The 18,332-nt window shown below is 71.7% G+C and carries 17 protein-coding genes and 1 pseudogene; 10 read left to right on the forward strand and 8 right to left on the reverse strand.

Annotation, left to right across the window (positions count from 1 at the left end):
* Positions 1 to 155: 155 nt before the first annotated feature.
* Both C2L58_RS49900 and C2L58_RS50655 read right to left on the reverse strand, forming a co-directional pair.
* On the reverse strand, positions 156 to 1,331 hold the full coding sequence (locus C2L58_RS49900) for a cytochrome P450 (protein WP_233225920.1): 1,176 nt from the start codon (positions 1,329 to 1,331) through the stop codon (positions 156 to 158).
* Between the two features lie 30 nt (positions 1,332 to 1,361).
* A pseudogene (locus tag C2L58_RS50655) lies at positions 1,362 to 2,309 on the reverse strand (ketopantoate reductase family protein); the annotation flags it as partial.
* A 92-nt stretch (positions 2,310 to 2,401) separates the two neighbouring features.
* On the opposite strand from C2L58_RS50655, the gene C2L58_RS24995 reads away from it, so the two are divergent.
* A complete protein-coding gene (locus C2L58_RS24995) occupies positions 2,402 to 2,980 on the forward strand; it encodes a TetR/AcrR family transcriptional regulator (RefSeq protein WP_103340037.1) in 579 nt (192 codons plus the stop codon).
* A gap of 136 nt (positions 2,981 to 3,116) precedes the next feature.
* Here the strand turns inward: C2L58_RS24995 and C2L58_RS25000 are convergent, their stop codons facing one another.
* From C2L58_RS25000 to C2L58_RS25010, 3 genes are read right to left on the reverse strand one after another with little or no spacing between them, the layout of a single operon-like run.
* Positions 3,117 to 3,329, reverse strand: coding sequence for a hypothetical protein (locus tag C2L58_RS25000; protein WP_103340038.1), 213 nt, complete (start codon positions 3,327 to 3,329; stop codon positions 3,117 to 3,119).
* A 19-nt stretch (positions 3,330 to 3,348) separates the two neighbouring features.
* Complete coding sequence (locus tag C2L58_RS25005) at positions 3,349 to 3,741, reverse strand: hypothetical protein (protein WP_103340039.1); 393 nt, start codon at positions 3,739 to 3,741, stop codon at positions 3,349 to 3,351.
* A 48-nt stretch (positions 3,742 to 3,789) separates the two neighbouring features.
* Positions 3,790 to 4,401 (reverse strand): TetR family transcriptional regulator, encoded by a 612-nt coding sequence (locus tag C2L58_RS25010; protein WP_233225913.1) that lies wholly within the window; start codon positions 4,399 to 4,401, stop codon positions 3,790 to 3,792.
* A gap of 85 nt (positions 4,402 to 4,486) precedes the next feature.
* Between C2L58_RS25010 and C2L58_RS25015 the strand changes: the two genes are divergently transcribed.
* Complete coding sequence (locus tag C2L58_RS25015) at positions 4,487 to 5,722, forward strand: acyl-CoA dehydrogenase family protein (RefSeq protein ID WP_103340041.1); 1,236 nt, start codon at positions 4,487 to 4,489, stop codon at positions 5,720 to 5,722.
* Between the two features lie 67 nt (positions 5,723 to 5,789).
* On the opposite strand, the gene C2L58_RS25020 is transcribed toward C2L58_RS25015, so the two are convergent.
* A complete protein-coding gene (locus tag C2L58_RS25020) occupies positions 5,790 to 6,671 on the reverse strand; it encodes an alpha/beta fold hydrolase (RefSeq protein WP_103340042.1) in 882 nt (293 codons plus the stop codon).
* Positions 6,672 to 6,769: 98 nt separating this feature from the next.
* Between C2L58_RS25020 and C2L58_RS25025 the strand changes: the two genes are divergently transcribed.
* The 4 genes from C2L58_RS25025 to C2L58_RS25040 all read left to right on the forward strand — a co-directional run bounded on the left by C2L58_RS25025 (position 6,770) and on the right by C2L58_RS25040 (position 11,955).
* Positions 6,770 to 7,249 carry a CGNR zinc finger domain-containing protein gene (locus C2L58_RS25025; protein ID WP_103340043.1) on the forward strand — a complete coding sequence of 160 codons (480 nt, stop codon included), beginning with the start codon at positions 6,770 to 6,772 and terminating at the stop codon, positions 7,247 to 7,249.
* Positions 7,250 to 7,364: 115 nt separating this feature from the next.
* Complete coding sequence (locus C2L58_RS25030; RefSeq protein WP_103340044.1) at positions 7,365 to 9,305, forward strand: hypothetical protein; 1,941 nt, start codon at positions 7,365 to 7,367, stop codon at positions 9,303 to 9,305.
* 109 nt (positions 9,306 to 9,414) lie between these two features.
* The gene (locus C2L58_RS25035) at positions 9,415 to 10,887 is read left to right on the forward strand and encodes an amidase (protein WP_103340045.1); all 1,473 of its coding nucleotides are present in this window, start codon (positions 9,415 to 9,417) and stop codon (positions 10,885 to 10,887) included.
* Between the two features lie 222 nt (positions 10,888 to 11,109).
* Positions 11,110 to 11,955: a hypothetical protein gene (locus tag C2L58_RS25040; RefSeq protein WP_103340046.1), complete on the forward strand. Its 846-nt coding sequence runs from the start codon at positions 11,110 to 11,112 to the stop codon at positions 11,953 to 11,955.
* A gap of 1 nt (position 11,956) precedes the next feature.
* On the opposite strand, the gene C2L58_RS25045 is transcribed toward C2L58_RS25040, so the two are convergent.
* Positions 11,957 to 13,042: an alcohol dehydrogenase catalytic domain-containing protein gene (locus C2L58_RS25045; protein ID WP_199191423.1), complete on the reverse strand. Its 1,086-nt coding sequence runs from the start codon at positions 13,040 to 13,042 to the stop codon at positions 11,957 to 11,959.
* Positions 13,043 to 13,133: 91 nt separating this feature from the next.
* Between C2L58_RS25045 and C2L58_RS25050 the strand changes: the two genes are divergently transcribed.
* From C2L58_RS25050 to C2L58_RS25055, 3 genes are all read left to right on the forward strand, one after another.
* Positions 13,134 to 14,033, forward strand: a complete 900-nt coding sequence (locus C2L58_RS25050) for a LysR family transcriptional regulator (protein ID WP_199191424.1) — start codon at positions 13,134 to 13,136, stop codon at positions 14,031 to 14,033.
* A 125-nt stretch (positions 14,034 to 14,158) separates the two neighbouring features.
* Complete coding sequence (locus C2L58_RS49365; protein WP_158264170.1) at positions 14,159 to 14,332, forward strand: hypothetical protein; 174 nt, start codon at positions 14,159 to 14,161, stop codon at positions 14,330 to 14,332.
* 144 nt (positions 14,333 to 14,476) lie between these two features.
* Positions 14,477 to 15,571, forward strand: a complete 1,095-nt coding sequence (locus C2L58_RS25055; protein ID WP_103340048.1) for a sugar ABC transporter substrate-binding protein — start codon at positions 14,477 to 14,479, stop codon at positions 15,569 to 15,571.
* Positions 15,572 to 15,586: 15 nt separating this feature from the next.
* Here C2L58_RS25055 and C2L58_RS25060 read toward each other — a convergent pair whose 3' ends face one another.
* Positions 15,587 to 15,910 (reverse strand): DUF6204 family protein, encoded by a 324-nt coding sequence (locus C2L58_RS25060; RefSeq protein WP_103340049.1) that lies wholly within the window; start codon positions 15,908 to 15,910, stop codon positions 15,587 to 15,589.
* Between the two features lie 132 nt (positions 15,911 to 16,042).
* Here C2L58_RS25060 and C2L58_RS25065 point away from each other — a divergent pair, with 132 nt between their 5' ends.
* On the forward strand, positions 16,043 to 18,325 hold the full coding sequence (locus C2L58_RS25065; protein ID WP_233225914.1) for a glycoside hydrolase family 3 N-terminal domain-containing protein: 2,283 nt from the start codon (positions 16,043 to 16,045) through the stop codon (positions 18,323 to 18,325).
* The last annotated feature ends 7 nt before the right edge of the window (positions 18,326 to 18,332 follow it).

Consider the following 18,332-nt stretch of genomic DNA (forward strand, 5'->3'; position numbering starts at 1 on the left):
ACTACACCCGGAACAATGGCTGCACCAATTTCCGAAACGGGTTGGAAACCGACAAAGTTCAGGAATGGCACATTGAGCGACTTTTGTCATCCAGGCAAGCCGGCGCAATGGCGTGCCTTTCATTTCTTCCGGCCCGCACGCGGGACGGCAGTTCGCTACCAGGTCACCGGAAGCCGGTACAGACCGTAGATGTTCGCGTCGTCCTTGAACGGCAGCTCGTCGACGTCCACCGCCAGTTCCAGCGTGGGGATGCGGCGGAACAGCGTGTCGAACACGACCTGCAGCTCCATCCGAGCCAGGTTCTGGCCCAGGCACTGGTGCGGCCCGAACCCGAACGCGACGTGGTGGCGCGCGCCGCGCTCGATGTCGAGCTCGTCCGGGTGCTCGAACGCCCGCGGGTCCCGGTTGGCCGAATGACCGAGCGCCAGGACTCCTTCGCCGGCGCGGATCAGCTGCCCGCCGACCTCGGTGTCCTCGACGCACAGCCGGGACGCCGCCGCGTCGATGATCGTGAAGTACCGCAGCATCTCCTCGACCGCGTCGAGCGTCTTGCCCGGGTCGGCCTTGATCATCGCGAGCTGCTCCGGGTTGCGCAGGAACGCCACGGTCGACAGCGAGATCATGTTCGCCGTCGTCTCGTGCCCGGCCACGAGCAGCAGGAAACCCAGGCCGGCCAGCGCTGTCCGCCGGTAGGTGCCTTCTTCGCGCAGCTTGACGATCTGCCGCCCGAGCAGGTCGTCCGGCGGGTTCTCTTCCTTCTTCGCGATGAGGTCGGTCAGGTAGCCCTGGATAGCCCCCATGGCCGCTCCCCGCTCCTCGGGCGGCGTCGACTGCTTGAACATCTTCGCCGTGTGCTCCTGGAAGAAGCCGTGGTCGGCGTAGGGCACACCCAGCATCTCGCAGATCACCAAGGACGGGACCGGCAGCGACAGCGACTCCACCAGGTCACCGGGCTGCGGTCCGGCCAGCAGCGCGTCGATCCGCCCGTCGACGATCTCCTGGATCCGCGGCCGCAGCGCGTCCAACCTCCGCACCGTGAACTCGCCGAGGACGGCCTTGCGCGCCGGCCCGTGCTCGGGCGCGTCCATCTCGATCAAGGTGCGCTCGTCGTCCGGCCGCCGGGCCGCCGCCGCGCCCTTGACCAGCTGCGGGAAGTCCGGATGCTGCCGGTCGGCGCTGAACCGCCGGTCGTTCAGCACGGTCCGCACGTCTTCGTGACGGCTGACCACCCACGCCCACCCGCCGTCGGGCAGGCGAACCCGCGAGATCGCTTCCTGCTCCCGGATCTCTTCGTACGCGGGCGGCGGCGCGAACGGGCACGTACGGGCCAGGGGGAACTCGTGCTTCTCGGCGGTGGTCGCCTCACGGGCGAAGTACGGTTCCGCCGCTTCCAACCGCGGCACCGCGATGCCCAGCCGTCGTGCTTCCGCGAGGGTGTCCCGGCAGATCTCCCGCGGTTCCTCGGCGTCGGGGTCGGAGTGCGCCTGGAGAGACATCCGCGCCAACGCGACATGAGCAGTCAGCCAGGCGAACACGCGCGCCGTCAGCCAGGCGGGCGCCCGGAACAGCAGCAGACCGCCGCGGTGACGTCGCAGGTCAAGGCCGCGCGCCTCGAGCAACGGCAGCAACTCGCGGCCGGCCAGCAGCGCCTCGCGCAAGTCGCCCTTCGCCCCGACCAGCTTGGACAACGAGCCCCGCCGCAGGCCCTGCGAGTGCAGGCCGGCATCCGACACGAAATGGACCCACAGCCAGCCGCGGAAGTCGGGACGCTCCTTGAGCCGGAGGCCGGCCTCGCGGAACACCTGGCGCACGGCCCGCTCCCGCTCGGTCGGCGGCCGGCCGAGGGTGCCGAAGACGACCGACGGCAGCAGTACAACATGGAGCACGCCGTCCGCACCGAAACCGCCGCCGGCCTGGGGAAAGCCCCAGGCGATCCGGTCGACGGGGAGTGCGCCGATCGCCGCCGGCGGCTCGGCCCAGATGTTCCCGAAGACCAGCACCGTGGCCCGGCCGACCCGCGGGGCCAGGAAAGCGGCCGCTTCCGCGAGGCGGTGGTGCGACACGCTCAGCACGATCAGGTCGAAGTCGTGGTCCGGCTCCAGCGCCTCCCGGTAGCGCACCGGCCACTTCTCGGCGACGCGCTGCCCCCACACCCGGCGCCGCGTGTCGAGCAGGTCGAGGTCCACCGAGTCCCCAAAGGTCGCCGCGCGGCCCGGCCGGACGTAGAACTCGACGTCGTGCCCGGCCCGTTCCAGGGCCCAGCCGTAGATGGTGGCGATCACGCCTCGGCCGAACATCAGGATCTTCACTCTGCACCTCGTGGGGTACGATTCGATCTGGAGGTCATCTCCACTTTTCCAAAATATGGAGGTCATCTCCATTTGTCAACGCGAGGGAGCGCATGACCGCCGACAAGCCGCTGCGAGCCGACGCCCAGCGCAAGCGCGAGGCCCTGCTCGCCACCGCACGGAAGGTCGCCGCCGCCGGCGAGTTCTTCGACCTGCGCTTCGACGACTTCGCCAGCCTGGCCGGGGTGGGCACGGGCACGCTGTACCGCCACTTCCCCACCCGGGAGGCGCTGGCCGAGGCGGTCTACCGCGGCGAAGTCGCCACGCTGTGCGACCGCGCCCGCCACCTCCAGGCGACGCGGCCCGCGGCGGAGGCGCTGGCGACCTTCCTCCGCGGCATGGTCGACCACATGGACACCCACCAGGGCCTCGCCCGGACGCTGGCCACCCTCTGGGCCGATCACTCGAGCGCCCTCGCCGAGGGCAGCCAGGCGCTGGAGCAGGCCGTCACCGACCTGGTGGCCGCGGCCGTGAAGGCGGGCACCGTTCGCGACGACGTGGACGCGGGTGCCGTCATGATGGCGCTACACGGTATTGGCGCGGCCTACGACCGCCCCCGTTGGCGAGCCGAGGCCGACGACGTCATCACCCTTGTGCTGGACGGACTTCGTCGGCCGCGCTCGGAGGGATAGGTCGCGCGGTTCGCCCGCCGACGGGTCCAGCTGAGCGGCATCGCCCAGGAACCACAGGTGATGTCACTTCCGGTCAGGCGCCGGGGCGGGAGTCCCAGCGTGCTACTGCGGAAACCCCCGCTTTGCGTGGGAAAGCTCAATCGCCGTCGCGGGCGGTGTAGAGGTGATGGCCCGGTGTGGCCGCGCCCTCGGGCAAGAGTTCGGCATACTCGGCGATCGCGCGCTGCCGTGCCCCGTCGGGCGGCAAGCTCTTCGCCGAAACGTGGGCCTCGGCGTAGGCCAGTACCGCGTCGCGGTGGTATTCCGCGTATTCCTCGGGGGTCATCGGATCGAGCCGGACCTCTGCCATGGCCGCCCTCCTTCTCGCGCTACAGGCCGCGTAAAACTTCGTAGTTGCCTCGAAGCTCGCGAATGACGTTCTTTCGCTTGGCGTTTTCTTCCGCCAGCAGCACCAACTTTCGCCCCTCCTGGTCGCGCCACAGAGAGGGTGCGTAGATGACGTTTCCCGAGTATTTTCCCCGAGCGAGCCGGTGCGAACGAACCGCCGTGACGACGTGGGACAGCACCTCGTTGTCCAGCTCGGCCTCCCAGACCCAGCTTTCACAGAGCTGCAGTACCAGGACCGCACCCTCGTCGACAAGCTGACGGACTTCACCCGGCTCGAGCCAGCCTGTGACCTCGCGCCACTCGGAGCCGTCGGGGCCCTGCAGGGCGTACTCCCCGTGCCCGATTTCCCGGTACCCCGGAACCTCTTCGGACAATCGAACTCACCTATCCCCCCAAACGAAGATCATCCCGGCGCACGCAGTTCAGAGGCTGATCGAGTCCATCGCGCGGTCGAGCAGCCGGCCCAATTGCTGCGTTCCGTTGCCCGCGATCCACGCCGCGACGGCGGCCTCCAAACAGCCCAGGGCGCTCGCGATGAGCGCCCGTGGCCGCGGATCGGTCGGGTTGGCCGGGTCCACCCCGAGCCGTCGTGCCAGCTCGGGTGCTATCAGGGCCCGGAACTTCGCCTGCTTTTCCTGCTGGACCGTCGCGAGGGCCGGGGTCGTCACGGCGAGCGCGGCCAGCCGGTGGGCGCGGTCCGTCTGGGTCGCGTAGTACTCGACGAGCGGGCTCATCGCGTGGCGCAGCGCGGACCACGGGGCTTCGTCATCGGGTCGCTGACGCAACGCCGCCAATATCTCGTCGACGGCGGCCGAGGTCTCGCTCGCGAAGACGTCCTCTTTGGACGGAAAATACCGGAAGAACGTGCTGCGCGAGATTCTGGCGACCGCGCAGATGTCGTCGATGGTGGTCTGCTCGTAACCGTTCTCCAGGAACAAATCGAGCGCCATCTCGGACACCTGCGCCCTCATGGCACGCCGGGCGAGTTCGCGTGCGCCGGGACGACGCTCGTCCCGCTCCGGCAGCCTGGTCACCGGCCGATGGTACTACACCCCAAACCTGGTACTGTAGTTTCACAAATGCTACTCAGTGTCAGATTCGGAGCGGAGAGGGACCCCGATGGACCCGAGCCAGGTCGCCAGCACCACGGCGAACGGCAGCACACCCCCGGTGCACGATCGGCTGGACGCGCTCACCGCCGGCCTACCCGCGGAAGAGCTGGCGCTCGTGTCGGCCGCGGCGTCGCTGGTGCCGGTCTTGAGCGCCAACGCGGACGCCGCGGATGCCATGGGAAGGCTGCCCGACGACGACATCGCGGCGCTGCGCAAAGAGGGTCTGCTCCGCCTCGCCACACCGCGGAGGTACGGCGGTCACGAAGCCGGCGCGTGCGCCGCGACGGCCATTGCCGCGGAGGTGGGGCGCGGCTGCGCGTCGGCGTCTTGGGTGCTGACGGTGTACTACACCGCCGGGATCGCCCTCTGGCTCTTCCCGGACGAGGTACGGCACCGGGTCTGGGACGAGGATCCGGACGCGACCGTGTGCGGCTCCTCCGCCGGCGTCGCGCCGGCACGGAAGATCGATGGTGGTTACCTGCTCAGCGGCCGCTGGGGCTGGGCTTCGGGCATCCACAACGCGTCCTGGGCGATCCTCAGCGTGGTGACCGAGGACGAAGGGTCCGCCCGGGAAAGCGGGTTCGCCCTGGTTCGGACGAGCGGATTGTCGGTCGAACACACCTGGAACATGGTCGGGATGCGCGGCACGGGCAGCGACACGATCATCGCGGCTGACGTCTTCGTCCCGGAGGAGCAGGTCGTCTTCCCGGCCAGAGGGGCCGTCCCCGAGCCCTCGATGCCCCTGAGCGTCCCGAAACCGCAGGGCCTGATGGGCGCGCTGGCCGCACCGGTGCTGGGGATGGGCATGGGGATCTACGACCACGTCGTGGCGAAACTCAGCGCCGGCCGGCCGCTGGTCTCCGCGGGGAGATCGCCCGGGCGGGCGATCGACGCCCCCGCCGTGCAGGCGAACATCGCCGATGCCGCCATGCTCATCGACAGCGCGATCCTGCAGGCCGCGCGCACCGCCCACGCCGTCGACCGGGCCACCCGCACGGGCGCCCGGTTGTCTCCCCTCGCCATCGCCCGCACCCGGATGGACTGCGGGTTCGCCGCGCGGCAGATCCGCCAGGCGGCGGACAAACTGCTGGATGTCGGGGGTGCCGGCCGATTCGCCGACTCGGACCCGGCGCAGCGGATCTGGCGCGATCTGGGCACCGCGACCCGGCATCCCGCGTTCATCACCGAACTGGACCGCGAACAGTACGCCCGGCTGCTAATTCCGGTTCCTCAGGCACAGTAAGGAAAGCCGCACGACGTCCCGATCGCGGCAGCTCGCCGCCACGATCGGGAGCACCGTCGGAGGCCGGTCAGGAGACTCCCGGCCGGTCCAGCACGCGGCCGAGGAAGCCGCGCAGGTAGCCCGCGACGACTTCCAGGTGGCTCTCCAGCAGGAAGTGGCCGCCGTCGATCAGGTGCACCTCCGCGTCCTCGGCGTCACGGGCGAAGGCCTGCGCGCCGGCCGGGCCGAAGATCTCGTCGTTGCGGCCCCACACGGCGAGGACGGGAACCTCGCCGGCGCGCAGGAACTCGTGCAGCAGCGGGTAGAGCGGGCGGTTGTTCGGGTAGTCGCGGAACAGCGCCAGCTGGACCTCGTCGTTGCCTTCGCGGGAGACGAGGGCGAAGTCGTGTTCCCAGGTGTCCGGGCTGACCACGCTCGGGTCGGGAACGCCGTGCAGGTACTGCCACCGGATGGCATCGCGGCTCAACGCGGTGCGGACGGCGGGCTCGGTGTCCGGGCCGGGAGCCGCCCCGTAGGCCCAGACGTCGGTCCAGAACGACTCGACGAAACCGTCCTCGTAGCCGTTGCCGTTTTGGGTGACGATCGCGGAGATCCGTTCGGGGTGCTTGAGCGCGAGCCGCCAGCCGATGGGAGCGCCGTAGTCCTGGACGTAGATGGCGTAGCGGCTCAGCCCCAGGTGGTCGAGCAGCCCGGAGGTGAGTTCGGCGAGGGCGTCGAAGGTGTAGGTGAACTCCGACACGAGGGGGGCGGCGGAGTGGCCGAAACCGAGGTGGTCCGGCGCGATGACGTGGTAGTCCCCGGCGAGCAGCGGGATGAGTTCGCGGAACATGAACGAGCTGGTCGGATAGCCGTGCAGCAGGACGATGGTGGGGGCGTCGGCGGGACCGGCTTCGCGGTAGAAGAGCTCGTGCCCGTCGACGACGGCGGTCCGGTGGTGTACCGGGTGCATGTCTAACTCCTTCGGGGACTTGTTCCGGTTAGGTTCCCAGGCAAGCACGAACGAGGTAACCTGTCAAGCGGGTCGAACTGGTTAGAGAAGGAGTCCGGATGACTGCGCTGCTGGACCTGCTCAACAGCAGGCCGCTGGTCGACGGTGCGGAGCAGGACGCGCTCGGCGACCCGGTCGCGGGCCGGCGCTGGGCGCGGGAGCACGGCGGCGACGGCAGCCCCGAAGAGCTGGCGTCGCTGCGCGAGGCGCGGGACATCTTGCGGGACGTGGTGCTGGGAACCAGCTCGCCTGCCGCGTTGAGCCCGCTGCTCGAAGGGGTCCACCAGGTGCCCGAGTTCACTTCGGACGGTCTCTTGTGGACAACCAAGACTCCTCCGCACACACGGTTGGCCGTCGAGGTGATCCTCGACTGGGCCGCCACGGAGGAGCAGCTACCCGGCCGGTTGCGCCCGTGCGCCAACGACGAGTGCCGGCTGTTCCTGCTCGACCGCAGCCGCGCCAACCAGGCCCGCTGGTGCTCGATGGCCACGTGCGGCAACCGGATGAAAGCCCGCCGCCACTACCAGCGCAACCGCTGACCGCCCTTCCGGGACCAGGCGCGCCTGGTCCCGGCGCGTCGGGCAGATCCCGAGCCGGCAATGCCGGCGCTCGCCGGCGCGTGGCCTGGCCGCGGAAGTTCGCTACGGTCGGAGGGTGACGTTGCTGGGGATCTTGGAAGACGACGAGTACCTGCCGGAGTACGGGACGCTGGTGGTCCGCGACCGCTTCAGCGCGGACGGGTTGGCGCCACTGGAAAACGAGCTGCTCGGCGAGCTGGCGACCGAGGCTCTGTCCGGCACGGTCGCGACGGCCGGGGACGGGTGGGTGCACGGCCACGCCGGCGACCCGTTCCAGTCGGTCCGGCTCGAGGCCCACGACACGCCGCCGGAGGTCGTGTTCGAAGACTGGGAGGACGTCGTCGAGTCGCCGTTCCACAGCCGCAGCGGGCGGGTTGCCCTCGGGCTGCTCACCGGCGGCGAGTACGACGGGACGCTGGAGCTCGGCCGGCGGGGGCTGTTCCAGGTACGAATCGCCCGCCGCGCGGCTGCGGAAGAGGAGGAGGGCGACGTCTGGCTGGTGCAGTTCTGGCCGTCCGCGGACCCCGGCTTGCCCCGCTGGGTGCGGCGGACGCGGCCGGCGCTCTTCGCACCCGATGCGGGATGGCAGCAGGTGCTCGGCTATCCCGTGATGTCGGCCGCGTGGACCGCCGCCGGGTTCGGCCCGCCCCGGCCGGACTCCTGGCTCGACGAGCCGCTGCCCGGCGATCCGCCGGACGCGGCGATCTGCGCGCAGCTCGGTGTCGAGCCGCCGGTGTCCCACCGGGACGCGGTCGCGCTCCTCGTCGCCGCCGGGGTGCTCGTCACCGACGGCGACGGGTACCGGCTCGCCGAACACCCGCCGCTCGCGGCCGACCGCGTCTTCCTGCCGGAACCCCTTGCGGTACAAGTGGAACGGGCGGCCGCGAGTGCCCGGTACACCTGGGCCGCGGCGGATCTCACCAGCGTCGCCGCGTGGGGTGACCCGGCGCCGGCCGGCGACCTCGCCGAGCGGCTGCTCGTCGCGCCGGGCGAGGTTCCCGCCTTGCTCGCCTACGCCGTGTCGGACCACCTGGTGCAGCGGGTCGGCGAGGGCATCGCGGCGCTGCCGCGGCGGCGGCAGCCGCAGCCGGTGTCGGTGCCCGTGCCGGCGGTGGTGCCGTCGCGGTCGCAGCACCCGGCCACGATCCCGGGGGCGCCGCCGCGGGCCGGCGTCGTCGGGGGCAACGGCGAGGTCATCGTGTGGCGGGCGGGCGAACCGGTCGTGCTCGGCCGGGTCCCCGACCAGCACCGCTACCGCGCGCACGAGACGCCGGTGGGGATCGCGGTGGCCACGTCGAGTGGCCCGGGGATGCTGGTGCGGTGGGACGGCACCGCCGAGCGGCTGCCCGCCGACCTCGGCACCCACCCGGTCCGCAGTGCCGACGGACGGTTCCTCGCCGGGGTCGAACACCACGTCGGGCGCCGGTCGTGGGACCGGCCGCACCTGCTGGACGTCACCACCGGCGAGGTCGCGAGCCTGGCCCGGACCGACGAGCTGACGCGCCGCGCGCTGGCCGTCATCGACGGCGCCCTGTTCTACACCGACGGCTTCCACGTCGGCAGCCGGACGTTCCGCTGGCGCCCGGGTGCCGACCCGGAACCGCTCGCGCCCGGCCTCTGGCAGATCGACCCGCTTTCGGGCGCGGCGCTGGAACGCGGCCCCGACGGCGTCTTCCACCACCGCCCGGACGGCACCCGGACCCCGGTGCCGGCCGACCGGCAGTACGAGCTCGCCCCGGGCGGCGAACTGCTGTACGCGTTCCAGTACGCGCCGCCCTCGGTCTGGCTCCTCGACGACGGCGAACCGGAAGAACACCCGTTGCCGGAAGGCTGCAACCTCAGCACGGCGATCCCTTCGGCCCCGTTCTGGGAGACGCCCACGACGCTGGTGTTCACCCACGAGCGCGGCGGCACGAGCCGGCTGGTGCGCTGGGACATCCGGTCCGGCCGGTTCGAGCACTTCGACCTGCCCGCCGTGGCCGGGTACCGGCCGTTCGCCGTCCAGCCCGTCTATTGAGACATGCGTCCCGTTGCACGATGCGGCGTTTCATGGCCTGCGCACGCGATTTTTTGTTGCACCAACTCGAATTTCGTGCCCACCAGGACATGCCGCTAGCTTCGGATTCATGGAATGGAGCTTCAAGACAGCCGAAGAACTCATTGCCGCGTTGCGGTCCGGTGCCGTGTCGTCCGTGGAACTGACCGATGAGGCGATCGCCCGGATCGAGCGCGACGACGACGTGACCAACGCGGTCTGCGTACCCGACTTCGACCGGGCGCGGGCCGCCGCTCTACGGGCCGATCAAGCACGAGCACGTGGTGAAGAGCGGGCGCTGCTCGGTGTTCCGGTGACGGTCAAAGAGTGCTACGACGTCGCCGGGCTGCCCACGACCTGGGGCATGCCGCCGCATCGGGACTTCCTGCCCGCCGAGGACGCCGTTCAGGTGTCACGGCTCAAAGAAGCCGGTGCCGTCGTGCTCGGCAAGACCAATGTTCCCTTGGGGCTGCAGGACATCCAGAGCTTCAACGAGATCTACGGCACCACCACCAACCCGTGGGACCCCGCCCGCACGTCGGGCGGCTCCTCCGGCGGGTCGGCGGCGGCGCTGGCGTCCGGGTTCGGCGCGCTGTCCATCGGCTCCGACATCGCCGGCTCGCTGCGCACCCCCGCGCACTTCTGCGGCGTCTACGCGCACAAGCCGACACTGGGGCTGGTCGCCAGCCGCGGCATGGTCGCGCCGTCCGAGCCGGCCTTGCCGGTCGGCCTCGACCTCGCCGTCGTCGGGCCGATGGCGCGCAGCGCCCGGGACCTCACGCTCCTGCTCGACGTCATGGCCGGGCCGGACCCGCTGACGCACGGCGTGGCGCACCGGCTGGCCCTCCCGCCCGCTCGCCACGAGCGGCTGAGCGACTTCCGGGTCCTGGTCCTCGACGAGCACCCGCTCATCGCGACCGGCTCCGCCGTGCGGGCGGGCGTGCACCGGGTCGCCGACGCGCTCGCCGACGGCGGCGCCCGCGTCGCCCGGCACAGTCCGCTGCTGCCCGACCTGACCGAAGCCGCGACGCTCTACATGCAGTTGCTGATTTCCGGGTCCGTGGCGCGGTTTCCCCTCGAATCGGACGAGCAGCTGCGGACCCGCGTCGCCGGGCTGAGCCCGGACGACGAGAGTCTCGAGGCCGTGCGGCTGCGTGCCCTGCTGTTCAGCCACCGAGACTGGCTCCAGGCGAACCACCGCCGCGAGATCCACCGCCACGGCTGGCGGCAGCTGTTCGCCGAGTTCGACGCCGTGGTGTGCCCGATCACGCCGACGCCCGCGTTCCCGCACGACCACACCGCCACTCCGCTGGACCGGCGCATCGACATCGACGGCGTCGAGTACCCGTACTTCGACCAGCTCGTCTGGGCCGGCCTGGCCACCATGCCCGGCCTGCCCGCCACCGCCGTCCCCGCGGGCCGGTCCGCCGAGGGCCTGCCGGTCGGGGTCCAGCTCATCGGCCCGATGTCCGAGGACCGCACCCCGCTGCGGCTGGCCGAACTGCTCGAGCCCCGGACCGGCGGCTTCCGGCGGCCGGTCTCCGCCGGTAGGGACCGGTCGTAGCGCAGGGCAGCCGCGTCTCCTCGACAAGGGGGACACGCTGGTTCGAATCCGGCCGCCCGTCACTCCCGGGTCGCCGCGCCGCTGGTGGTCACCAGCTCGGGCACCCCGGCTTGCCGATCCGGAGGTGCCGACGCACCCGGGACGCGTGCCCGGGCTCGATCACCGAGGACCCGGGCGGGGACTCCGGCCTGGCCGGTCACCGGCGGCTGGCACACTCAGGCCGTGCTCCTCGGATACGTCCTCGCGGTGCTGGCCGCCGTCGCCTCGGGTAGTGGCTCCATCCTGGAGTCGGCCGGGGTGCGGCGGGCCGGTGCCTTCGGTGGCTCGCCTCAGGACCTCGTCGCGCTGCGCCGGCAGCCGCTCTACTTCCTCGGGGTGGGGGTGGACCTGCTCGGGTTCGTCTTCGCCGCCGCCGCGCTGCACCGGCTGCCGCTGTTCCTGGTCCAGTCGGTGCTCGCGTTCAGCGTCGGCGTGACCGCGACGATCTCCGCGATCCTCGGCGTCCGGCTGGCCGGCGCCGGGTGGGCCGCGCTGGGGGTCGGCGCGACCGGCCTGGTCCTGCTCGGCCTGTCCGCGGACCCGGGCCCCGCGCGGGCGCTGCCGGCCGGCTGGAAGCTGCTGCTGGTGGGCGTGGCGGTGGTGATCGCGGCGATCGCGTTCACCGTCCAGCGCCGGGACGGCCGCTGGTCGCCGATCGTGCTCGGGTTCTGCGGCGGGCTGGGCTTCAGCGTCGTCGGGATCTCGGCGCGGACGCTCGACACGTCCGGGCCGGTCTGGCACCTCGCCGTCGAGCCGGCGCTGTGGGCGATGATCGCCAACGGGCTCGTCGCGGCGGTGGCGTTCGCGATGGCCCTGCAACGCGGCCGGGCGACCGCCGTCACCGCCATCATGTTCACCACCAACACGGCGGTCTCCTCGCTCATCGGCGTGGTGGTGCTGGACGACCGCGTCCGCGACGGCTTCACCGCCGCGGCCGCGGTGGGCTTCGTCCTGGCCGTCGCCGGAGCCATCGGTACCGCGCACTACGTGGCCGCCCACCGGGTCGAGCCCAGCGCCTCCGCCGCTTGAGTCAGGCCCCCGGGGTGAGGACCGTGCGGTCGAAGGGCCCGCCGTGGGCGGCCGCGTGGGCCACCGCGTCGCCGGCCCGGTCGAGGCCGAACCGGGTGACGCGTTCGGGAGCGAGGTCCAGTGCGCCCGTCGCGACGAGCCGGATCATCCCGGCGTTCGCCGTGCGGGGGTACATCCACTGGCCGCGCACGGTCACCGAGTTGCGCATGAGCCAGGGGTAGGGCAGGGCGAGGTCCGCGCCGCCGAGCATGCCGACGCCACCCATCAGCACGACCCGCCCGTACTCGCGCACGGTCATGGCGGCGGCACGCGTCACCGAGCTGGGTGCCTGCGGCGGGAGGAGGTCGAGCACGAGGTCGATCGGGCCGCCGGCGGCCGCGGCCGTGGCCGCGCGGTCTGCGTCCTCGTCCCCGCTGAGCCCGACCGGGCTCAGCCGCGGGCCGAACCGGCCGGCGAGCAGGTCGAGGGCGGCCCGGTTGCGGCCGGGCGCCACCACGTGCCCGGCGCCCATGGCGAGCGCGACGGCGACCGCACTGCTGCCGAGGTTGCCGGTCGCCCCGCTGATCAGCACCGTCTCCCCGGCCGCGAGCCGGCCGGCCAGCAGCCCGCCGTAGGGAATGGTGTGCACCCCCAGCGCGGACCAGCGGGCGGGATCCGCCGCCGCGCCGGCGGGCAGGGGGTACACGTTCTCGGTGGGGACCCGCATCAGTTCGGCGAACGACCCGTCGTGCAGGTACCGGGCCAGCCGGGCGCCGCCTTCACCGCGGGAACTCCAGCCCTGCAGCGTGATGTCCGGGGTCAGGGCGTCGTCGCGGGCGCGCACCGTCGAATCGCACCACACCAGGTCGCCCACCTCGAGCTTGGTCGCGTCCGGGCCCACGCGCACCAGCCGGCCGATCCCGCCGACCCCCGGCACGACCGGGGGTTCCAGCGGATAGCGCCGTTCCCCGCTGAACACTTCGGCCGCGTACGGGGGCACGCAGGTGGCCAGCACCTCGACCAGCACCTCCCCGGTGCCGGCTTCCGGGTCGGGTACGTCGCCCACCTCGAGCGGGGCGCCGAACGCGGTCAATGTCGCTGCACGCATGGAAAAACCCTTCTGTCGTCGTCCGCCAAGCTAGGACGGCCCGGGGCATGCGGGAAGCGCCGATCACGCATCTCTGCTATGCGTAGTAGGCATGGACGTGTCGAGCACGAGCCTCCGGGTGCTTTGCCGGATCGCCGAGTCGGGCAGCTTCACCGCGGCCGCCGCGGCATTGGGCTACACGCAGTCCGCGGTCTCCCGCCAGGCGGCCGCCCTGGAACGCGGCGCCGGGGTCACCCTGTTCGAGCGGCGGCCCGACGGGGTCCGGCTCACCCGGCCCGGACTCACCCTGCTGCGCCACGCGCGAGCGATCCTGGAGTCGGTCGACGCGGCCGAACGCGAGCTGATCGGGGCGGCTCCCCGCACGGAAGTCGTGCGGCTCGGGCTCGTCCCGAGCGCCGGGCCGGTGCTCCTGCCCGCCGCGCTCGCCCGGCTCGCCGGGACCGCGCCCGGAATCCGGGTCACCACCCGCGAAGGCACCACGCCCGGCTTGGCCCGGGCGTTGCGCACCGGTTCGCTCGACCTCGCCGTGCTCACCTCCCGGCCACCGCACCGGCCGCCGGACGGCGAGGCACCCCGCCTGCACGTCACGACCGTCCGGGACTCCGAACTCCTGGTGGCGGCGCCGGCCACCGGCGCGTTCGCGGGCCGCGCGGCCGTGCACGTCGACGAACTGGTCGACGCACCCTGGATCGCCACCCCGTCGTCGAGCGCGGAGCCCCTGCTCGGCGTCTGGCCGGGCCTGCCCGGGCGAGCGCGCGTCGTCCACAGCGCCCGCGGCTGGCTGACCAAACTGCACTTGGTCGCCGGAGGTTTCGGGGTCACCACGATCCCGGACGGCCTGGCGCCGGTCATCCCGCCCGGCGTGATCTCCCTGCGGGTGGAAGGCGCACCACCGGAGGTCCGCCGGGTGCTCGTGGCCCGGCTCCCGGGTGCCGCCACGCCGGCGGTCACCGCCGTCACCGCGGCGATCACCGCGGCCGTCCGGCCGTGACGGCGAGGCCGCGCGTACGGCCATTCGGTTAACGCTAACAGCAGGCGAGCGACGACTCGGACCGAAAGACGCGCGGCCTCCGGTCGGGCGTCACGAAGCGCCCGGCACGCCGCGGGAGCCGCGTCATGAGGCAGCGAACTCGGCCCGCGTGGCGTCGCCGCTTCACCAGGTGGACGGCGACGGCCACCGCGGCGCTCGCCGTGGCGGACACGAACTACCGCATCGTCAACCGCAACAGCGGCAACCCGCTCACGGCCGGCACCGGCGCCAACCAACAGTGGCAGCTCGTCCCGGCGTGATCAAGCTCCCGGCCTGGCGTGCGTACCCCACCGCGCCGGGCCGGTGACCATTCCGGCTGTCCCTGCCGCGATTTCGGCCTGGCATGAGCGGCCGCGGGCGCCAGTAGGATTGCCCGCGGGCGACACCGCTGGGAGGGTGCCTGGATGGCTTGGCTGAACCGGGACAAGACTCCCGCGCTGTTCGCGGTGACCACTTCCGTCGTGAGCGGCGGCATTGTGGCCGTTCTGGCGAAAGTCCTGCAAGGGGGTATTTCCGCGGGAGTCACGATCTTGTGGTCCGCGCTGGTTTCCGCCGTCGTCGCGATCGTTTTCTGGGCCGTGTTCGCGATGAGGCCGGGGAAAAGGCCCGGCACGGCTTTTCTGCTGACGTCGGCGTTCGAGCAGAAGTACTACGTGGCGGCACTGGTGCAGCAGGTGCACAGCGCCCTCGACCGGGACGACATCGACCTCGTGCTCAAGGTACCGGACCGGGACTACGACGCGGGCGCGCAAGCTCATCACCTGCGCCGCATCCTGAACCGGAAGCACGCCTACGTCGGGGGCATCGTGGTCGCCGGAGAGGTGTCGAGGCTGCGCGAGGACCTCGTGACGTTCTGCCGGGAGTCGCGGCTGCCGGTCGTGTTTTCCGACCTCGAGCCGTTCCCGACCGAGTCGGAGTACCCCGACAACACCGCGTTCATCGGCTACGACACGGGCGAACTCGGCGAACTGGCCGGCGATTGGCTGGTCAAGCAGCTGCGCGGACGAACCGGGCCGCGGGTGCTCATCATCGCCAGTCTCGAACACGACAGCCGGCAGCAACGCTGCGAAAAGGCGTTGCGCTCCGGCCTGCCCGACGTCGAAATCATCACCGACGATCGATGCGGGTTCGTGCGCTCACGGGCGCACAACGCGGTCCGGACCCACGTCCGGAACCTGGCACCCGGGCAGCGCCTCGACGCGATCTTCTGCACCAACGACGAGATGGCCCTGGGCGCGGTCGACGCCATCGCGGCAACCGCGTCCGCGGCGACCCAGGCCACGGTCGTGATCGGCGTCGACGGCGTGCTGGAAGCCAGAACGCTGATCGACACCGCGGACTGCCCGTTCCGGGCGACCGTCGTTCAGGACACCCACCGCCTGGCGGTGGGTGTCGTCGACTTCCTCGTCAAGATGCACCGTGGTTACGCCGTACCCCGGCGCACGATCCTGAAAGCGGAGATCTACGAGGGCGACAACCGGGGAACAAGGTCCAGCTGAACCGTTTACCCAGGCTCAGCGGCGGTTGACCTTCACGTCGTCCATGCAGGTCGAGCTGACCGTCAGATCCCGGTACGGGTAGTTCTCGCCCTCGAGCAGCTCCATCGCCATCAGCTCGGCCTGGTCGTGGGCTCGCTGCGTGGCGTCCTCGCCGGCCGCGACTTCCAGCGCCACGCGGTAGCTGAAGCCGCCCAGGTGCCGGCTGTAGGCGAGCGTTCCCGTTTCGCTGAACACCAGGTCCGCCAAGTCCGCCGTGCCGGCGTTGGCCAGGAGTGTCGCGCGGACGGCTTCCGTGGGCCGGTCGAACTTGCCACGGACCAGGACGCGGTAGGTCGGCATGCCGTCAGGTTAGCGAGGCACGTCGTGGCCGGGGAACCGGTTTTCGGCTGACGCTGCGGCCGGCCCGCCGGTGACTACGCTGAACCAGGTCTGACCGGGCAACGGAGCTCGCCTCGCGAAAGGGTCCCCGCCATGTCGCAGCAGGATCGTCACGGAACTTCGGCCGCGAGCGGGGTGAACCGGCGCCTGGTGCTGGCCGGCGTCGCCGGCGGGGTGGCTTCCCTCGGGCTGCTCTCGCCCGCGGCCGCCGCCGGAGAGACCGCCGGAGAGACCGCCGGGGAATCCGCCGGAGCGGCCGCCGCGCGGGATCGGCGGGTGGAGGCGCTGCTCCAGAAGATGACGCTCGCCGAAAAGCTCGGGCAGCTGCAGCTCGTCGGGGACGAAACCGCCGCCCGCGCGGCCCTCGCCGGCGGCCGGCTCGGTGGGGTCTTCTCCGTGGTCGGGGCCGCGAAACTCAATGCCCTGCAACACCTTGCCGTCGAGAAGACGCGCCTGGGGATCCCGCTCATCTTCGGCCTCGACGTCATCCACGGGTACACCACCAACTTCCCGATCCCGCTCGCCCAGGGCGCCAGCTTCGACCCCGCCGTCGCGGGCACGGACGCCGCCGTTTCGGCCCGGGAAGCCCGCAGCAGCGGCATCCACTGGACCTACGCGCCGATGATGGACGTCACCCACGAGCCGCGGTGGGGGCGGATCGCCGAAGGGTACGGCGAAGATCCTTATCTGGCGACGCAGTTCGCCGTCGCCAAGGTGCGCGGCTACCAGGGGAACGACTACTCCGCGCCGGACCGGGTTGCCGCCTGTGCCAAGCACTTCGTCGCCTACGGTGGGGCCGAAGGCGGGCGTGACTACAACACCGTGGACGTTTCGCTGCAACGGCTGCACAACCTCTACCTGCCGCCGTTCAAAGCCAGTGTCGAGGCGGGCGTCGCGACCGTCATGGCCAGCTTCAACACGATCAGCGGCGTGCCCGCCCACGGCAACGGCTACGTCCTGCACGACGTCCTCAAGGGCGCCTACGGTTTCCGCGGGTTCGTCGTGAGCGACTACACCGGCATCGAAGAACTGATCCTGCACGGCCTCGCCGGTGACGGCGCGGACGCCGCGGCGGCCGCCCTTCCGGCCGGTGTCGACATGGAGATGGTCAGCACGAACTACGCCCGGTTCGCCGAACGGCTGCTCGCCGAACGCCGGATCACCCGCGACCAGATCGACGACGCCGTCCGCCGGATCCTGCTCGTCAAGTTCCGGCTCGGCCTCTTCGAGCGCCCGTACGTCGACGAAGCGGCCGAGGTGAAAGCGCCTTCGCCGGCCGCGCTGGCCGCGTCGCGGCAGGCCGCCGCGCGGTGCATGGTGCTGCTGAAGAACGACGGACCCGTGCTGCCGCTGGCGAAAACCACCGGTTCGGTCGCCGTCGTCGGGCCGCTCGGCGCGGCGACCTACGACCTCAACGGCACCTGGGCGGGCCTGGGCACCGGGGCCTCGACGACGCCGCCGGTGACCGTCGTCGACGGGATCAAGGCCGCGGTACCCGGCGCCACCGTGAGCTACACCGCCGGCTGCACCGTCGACGGGACCGATACCGGCGGGTTCGCCGCCGCGCAGCAGGCGGCACGCGCCGCCGACGTGACCGTCGTGGTGGTCGGCGAAACCGCCGCGATGAGCGGCGAAGCGGCGGCGCGCAGCGACATCGGCCTCCCCGGCGTGCAGCAGCAGCTGGTCGCCGCGATCAAGGAGACCGGCAAGCCCTTCGTGGTCGTGCTCGTCAACGGCCGCCCGCTGACCCTGGCTTCCGTGGACGAGAACGCCCCCGCCATCCTGGAGGCGTGGGCACCCGGGGTGCAGGGCGGCCACGCGATCGCGGACGTCCTGTTCGGCGTGGTGAACCCGGGCGGCAAGCTGCCGGTGAGCTTCCCGCGTGCGGTGGGCCAGATCCCGATCTACTACAACCACGAGAACACCGGACGCCCCGCCGACCCGGCCAACAAGTACACGTCGAAGTACCTGGACCTCGACAGCAGCCCGCTCTACGCGTTCGGCCACGGCCTGTCCTACACCACGTTCCGCGTCGACGGGCTGCGGCTTTCCGGCGCACGCCTGCCGGCGAACGGCGGCCGGATCGAGGTGAGCGCCACCGTCACCAACACCGGCGGCCGGGCCGGCGACGAGGTCGTCCAGCTCTACCTGCGCGACCCGGTCGCGAGCATCGTCCAGCCGGTGCGGCGGCTGCGCGGCTTCCGGCGGGTGAGCCTGGCCGCGGGCGCGTCGACGACCGTTTCGTTCACCCTCACCCCGGACGACGTCGGCTTCTACGACAACACCGCCCGGTTCCGGGTCGAGCCGGGCAAGATCGAGGTCTACGTCGGGACCAGCTCGGCGGCCACGCTCTCGGCGAGCTTCACCGTCGGCTGACCGCCGG

The organism is Amycolatopsis sp. CA-126428 (assembly GCF_002904335.1).
Taxonomy (GTDB): domain Bacteria; phylum Actinomycetota; class Actinomycetes; order Mycobacteriales; family Pseudonocardiaceae; genus Amycolatopsis.

Coding starts and splice junctions, on each gene's coding strand:
- C2L58_RS25035 (WP_103340045.1), top strand. CDS start 9,415: ATGGAATGGAGCTTCAAGACAGCCGAAGAACTCATTGCCGCGTTGCGG.
- C2L58_RS25025 (WP_103340043.1), top strand. CDS start 6,770: ATGACTGCGCTGCTGGACCTGCTCAACAGCAGGCCGCTGGTCGACGGT.
- C2L58_RS25000 (WP_103340038.1), bottom strand. CDS start 3,329: ATGGCAGAGGTCCGGCTCGATCCGATGACCCCCGAGGAATACGCGGAA.
- C2L58_RS25060 (WP_103340049.1), bottom strand. CDS start 15,910: ATGCCGACCTACCGCGTCCTGGTCCGTGGCAAGTTCGACCGGCCCACG.
- C2L58_RS25045 (WP_199191423.1), bottom strand. CDS start 13,042: ATGCGTGCAGCGACATTGACCGCGTTCGGCGCCCCGCTCGAGGTGGGC.
- C2L58_RS25055 (WP_103340048.1), top strand. CDS start 14,477: ATGGCTTGGCTGAACCGGGACAAGACTCCCGCGCTGTTCGCGGTGACC.
- C2L58_RS25020 (WP_103340042.1), bottom strand. CDS start 6,671: ATGCACCCGGTACACCACCGGACCGCCGTCGTCGACGGGCACGAGCTC.
- C2L58_RS25050 (WP_199191424.1), top strand. CDS start 13,134: ATGGACGTGTCGAGCACGAGCCTCCGGGTGCTTTGCCGGATCGCCGAG.
- C2L58_RS24995 (WP_103340037.1), top strand. CDS start 2,402: ATGACCGCCGACAAGCCGCTGCGAGCCGACGCCCAGCGCAAGCGCGAG.
- C2L58_RS25015 (WP_103340041.1), top strand. CDS start 4,487: ATGGACCCGAGCCAGGTCGCCAGCACCACGGCGAACGGCAGCACACCC.
- C2L58_RS49365 (WP_158264170.1), top strand. CDS start 14,159: ATGAGGCAGCGAACTCGGCCCGCGTGGCGTCGCCGCTTCACCAGGTGG.
- C2L58_RS25065 (WP_233225914.1), top strand. CDS start 16,043: ATGTCGCAGCAGGATCGTCACGGAACTTCGGCCGCGAGCGGGGTGAAC.